This is a genomic window from Chloroflexota bacterium (genome assembly GCA_035652535.1).
In the GTDB taxonomy this organism is placed as follows: domain Bacteria; phylum Chloroflexota; class UBA6077; order UBA6077; family SHYK01; genus DASRDP01.
Genome location: DASRDP010000035.1, coordinates 1 through 2,692, shown reverse-complemented (window position 1 = coordinate 2,692; position 2,692 = coordinate 1). Strand labels below are relative to the sequence as shown.

The window sequence follows — 2,692 nt, the reverse complement described above, 5'->3', positions numbered from 1 at the left end:
GGACGAGATTCCCATTGCCCCATCGCTGGCCGGCCTCCTGGACCTGACGAAGGCCGGCGTCGCCGTCGACTTCACGACCGCCGAGGGCGCGCGCGAGAATGCCCGCGCCGCCCTGGAGCGCGGCATCCCGATCGTCATCGGCACCACGGGCCTGTCCCGCGACGACCTCCAGCAGATCGACGCGGCCGCACGGACGTCAGGCGTGGCTGCCCTGGTGGCGCCTAACTTCGCCCTCGGCGCGAACCTTCTGATGCAGTTCGCCAAGCTCGCCAGCAAGTTCTTCGACTCCGCGGAGATCATCGAGACCCACCACGACGGCAAGATCGACTCGCCCTCAGGTACGGCGATCATGGTGGCGGAGGCGATGCGCTCGGCCCGGGGCCGGCCCTTCGACGCCGACCACGTATCGAGGCACACCGTTGAGGGAACGCGCGGCGGCGTGGCGGGCGACGTCCACATTCACAGCATGCGGCTGCCCGGCTTCGTCGCATCCCACCAGGTGGTTTTCGGCGGCCCCGGCCAATCCCTTACTATTCGGCATGACTCGATCGGCCGCGATTCGTTCGTTCCTGGCGTGATCTTCGCGCTGAAGCACATCCAGGGCAGGGTCGGCCTCGTCTACGGCCTCGACCAGCTCATGGACCTGAGCTAATGGATGCAAGACCCATGGGGCAATCAGGAATGGGACACTGGCGCCGGTGGGGCGGCCTCCTGCTCCTCTCCTCCCGCAGTGGGAGAGGCGGGGGTGAGGGCCACACTGGTGCTCCCTCTCCACGATCCCCGGGTGCGCAGGTCCGGGGTGCCCTCACCTAACCTCTCCCACTGCCGTGAAAATAAAACGTTCGGGGTCACGCGGCGCTGCGCTGGTGGAGATCAACATCGTAGCCCAGGTCGTTGAGGCGGCGGACCAAGCGTTTGCGGACGGCTGCGGGGTCCCGATCATCGAAATAGGAGGCACCGAGATCCTGGTAATCCTCGCCACGCGCGAGCATATGGTAGGCGGCGACGATCAGCGAGTGAGCGACGGCTACCATCGCCCGCTTCTTGCCGCGCCGACCCACGATGCGATGGTATTGGGCTCCCGCATAGCTGTCGCGTTTGCGCACCGCGGCATTGGCCGCTTCCACCATGCAGGCCTTCAGCACGGGATTGCCTTTCCGGGTGACCCCGCTCTTGCGTTTGCCAGCGCTCTCGTTGTTGCCTGGAGCCAACCCGGCCCAGGCCGCCAAGTGTGCCGCGGTCGGGAAGCGCGTCATGTCCATCCCCATCTCGGCAATGAGGACTTCGGCCGTGCGCTGCGCTACCCCCGGGATCGTGTCCAGCCGAGCGAGCGGCGCTTCAAAAGGGCGCATGCGCTCCTCGATCTCGGCACTCACCTGGGCGATGCTGTCGTCGAAGGAGTCGAGCTGAGCCAGGTGGCGAGCGACCAGGAAGCGCTGATGCGGCCCGAAGCTCCCGGCGAGGGCGCGCTCCAACTCCGTGATCTTCTCCCGCATCCGCCCGCGGGCGCACTGCGCCATGGCGCTCACGTCGGTGGCCCCGGCCACCAGGGCTTCGAGCATCTCGCGCGCCGACTTGCCATCGATCTCACTGGCCACCGAGGCGAGCTTGATATTGCCGCCCTCGAGCGTCTTCTGGAGCCGGTTGAGCTCCGCCGCGCGTGCCCGGGTAAGCTCGATGCGATAGCGCGTCAACTCCCGCAGTTCGCGCTGGAACCGGTCCGGCACGAAGCTCGCCTTGATCAGCCCATGGCGGAGCAAGTCGGCGATCCACTCGGAGTCCTTCACGTCGGTCTTGCGCCCCGGGACCGTCTTGATGTGGTGAGCATTGGCCAGGAGCAATTCGAACCGATTCTCCAGCACATTCCAGACCGGCTTCCAGTACACCCCGGTGCTCTCCATAGCGACGTGGGTCACCCCCTCGGCACTCAGCCAGTCGGCCAGGCGGACGATGTCATCGGTCATGGTGCCAAAGGTCCGAACGGTCTTGGTCGGCTTCCCCTTCGCCCCGGGCACGATCACGCAAGCGACGATGGTCTTCTTATGCAGGTCCAGCCCGCAGCAGCGCTCGTACACCACGTCCACCGGATCGCTCCTCCTCCAAGATGGGTGACCGGTGGACGGGATGCCCGGCGGGCCAACGACTCTGCCGTGCGTGCTTCCCGAAGTCGGGAGCAACAATCTGTGACGCCGGAGGGCACCCGGGTCAAACTGCGGCGCAGGCTCGCAGCACCAATCGGGATCGACCTCTTCGCGCCCACCGCGGTTCACCGCGCTCACGATAGCGCACCGCGCCGCACATTTTCATGCCCCAGTGACGACCCGAGAGGGTTATGGGTAACTGCGGTGGGGGAGGGACAGATCCGCCGGGTAACCTCCCCCAGCGCAGTGTGGGAGGGACAGATCCGGGAACCCCCGGCGCAGTGTAGGAGGGACAGATCCGTGTTACTTGCGGTGGGCGAGGACCGGTCCGTGTGACCTCTTCGGCCTGCGGCCGATCAGGTAGACTGCGACCGCGTAGCCGAGCCGGACGCCCACTCGAAGCGAACAGATGCATCCCGGCGACGCCGATCGAGATCCAACAGATGGAGACACGACGAGCATGGCCACGACGATGGACACGCAGCCGGGGCTGCACGTTGCCGATAGCCACGACCTGATCCGCGTGCAGGGCGCGCGCGAGAACAACCTCA

2 protein-coding genes are annotated in these 2,692 nt (G+C 66.5%); one reads left to right on the top strand and one right to left on the bottom strand.

The window, feature by feature from the left end; all coding sequences use genetic code 11:
- On the top strand, nucleotides 1–652 hold a 652-nt coding region (dapB, locus tag VFC51_04435), incomplete at its 5' end, for a 4-hydroxy-tetrahydrodipicolinate reductase (GenBank protein HZT06253.1).
- 196 nt (nucleotides 653–848) lie between these two features.
- Here the strand turns inward: dapB and VFC51_04430 are convergent.
- Nucleotides 849–2,084: an IS110 family transposase gene (locus VFC51_04430; protein ID HZT06252.1), complete on the bottom strand. Its 1,236-nt coding sequence runs from the start codon at nucleotides 2,082–2,084 to the stop codon at nucleotides 849–851.
- Between the last annotated feature and the right edge of the window lie 608 nt (nucleotides 2,085–2,692).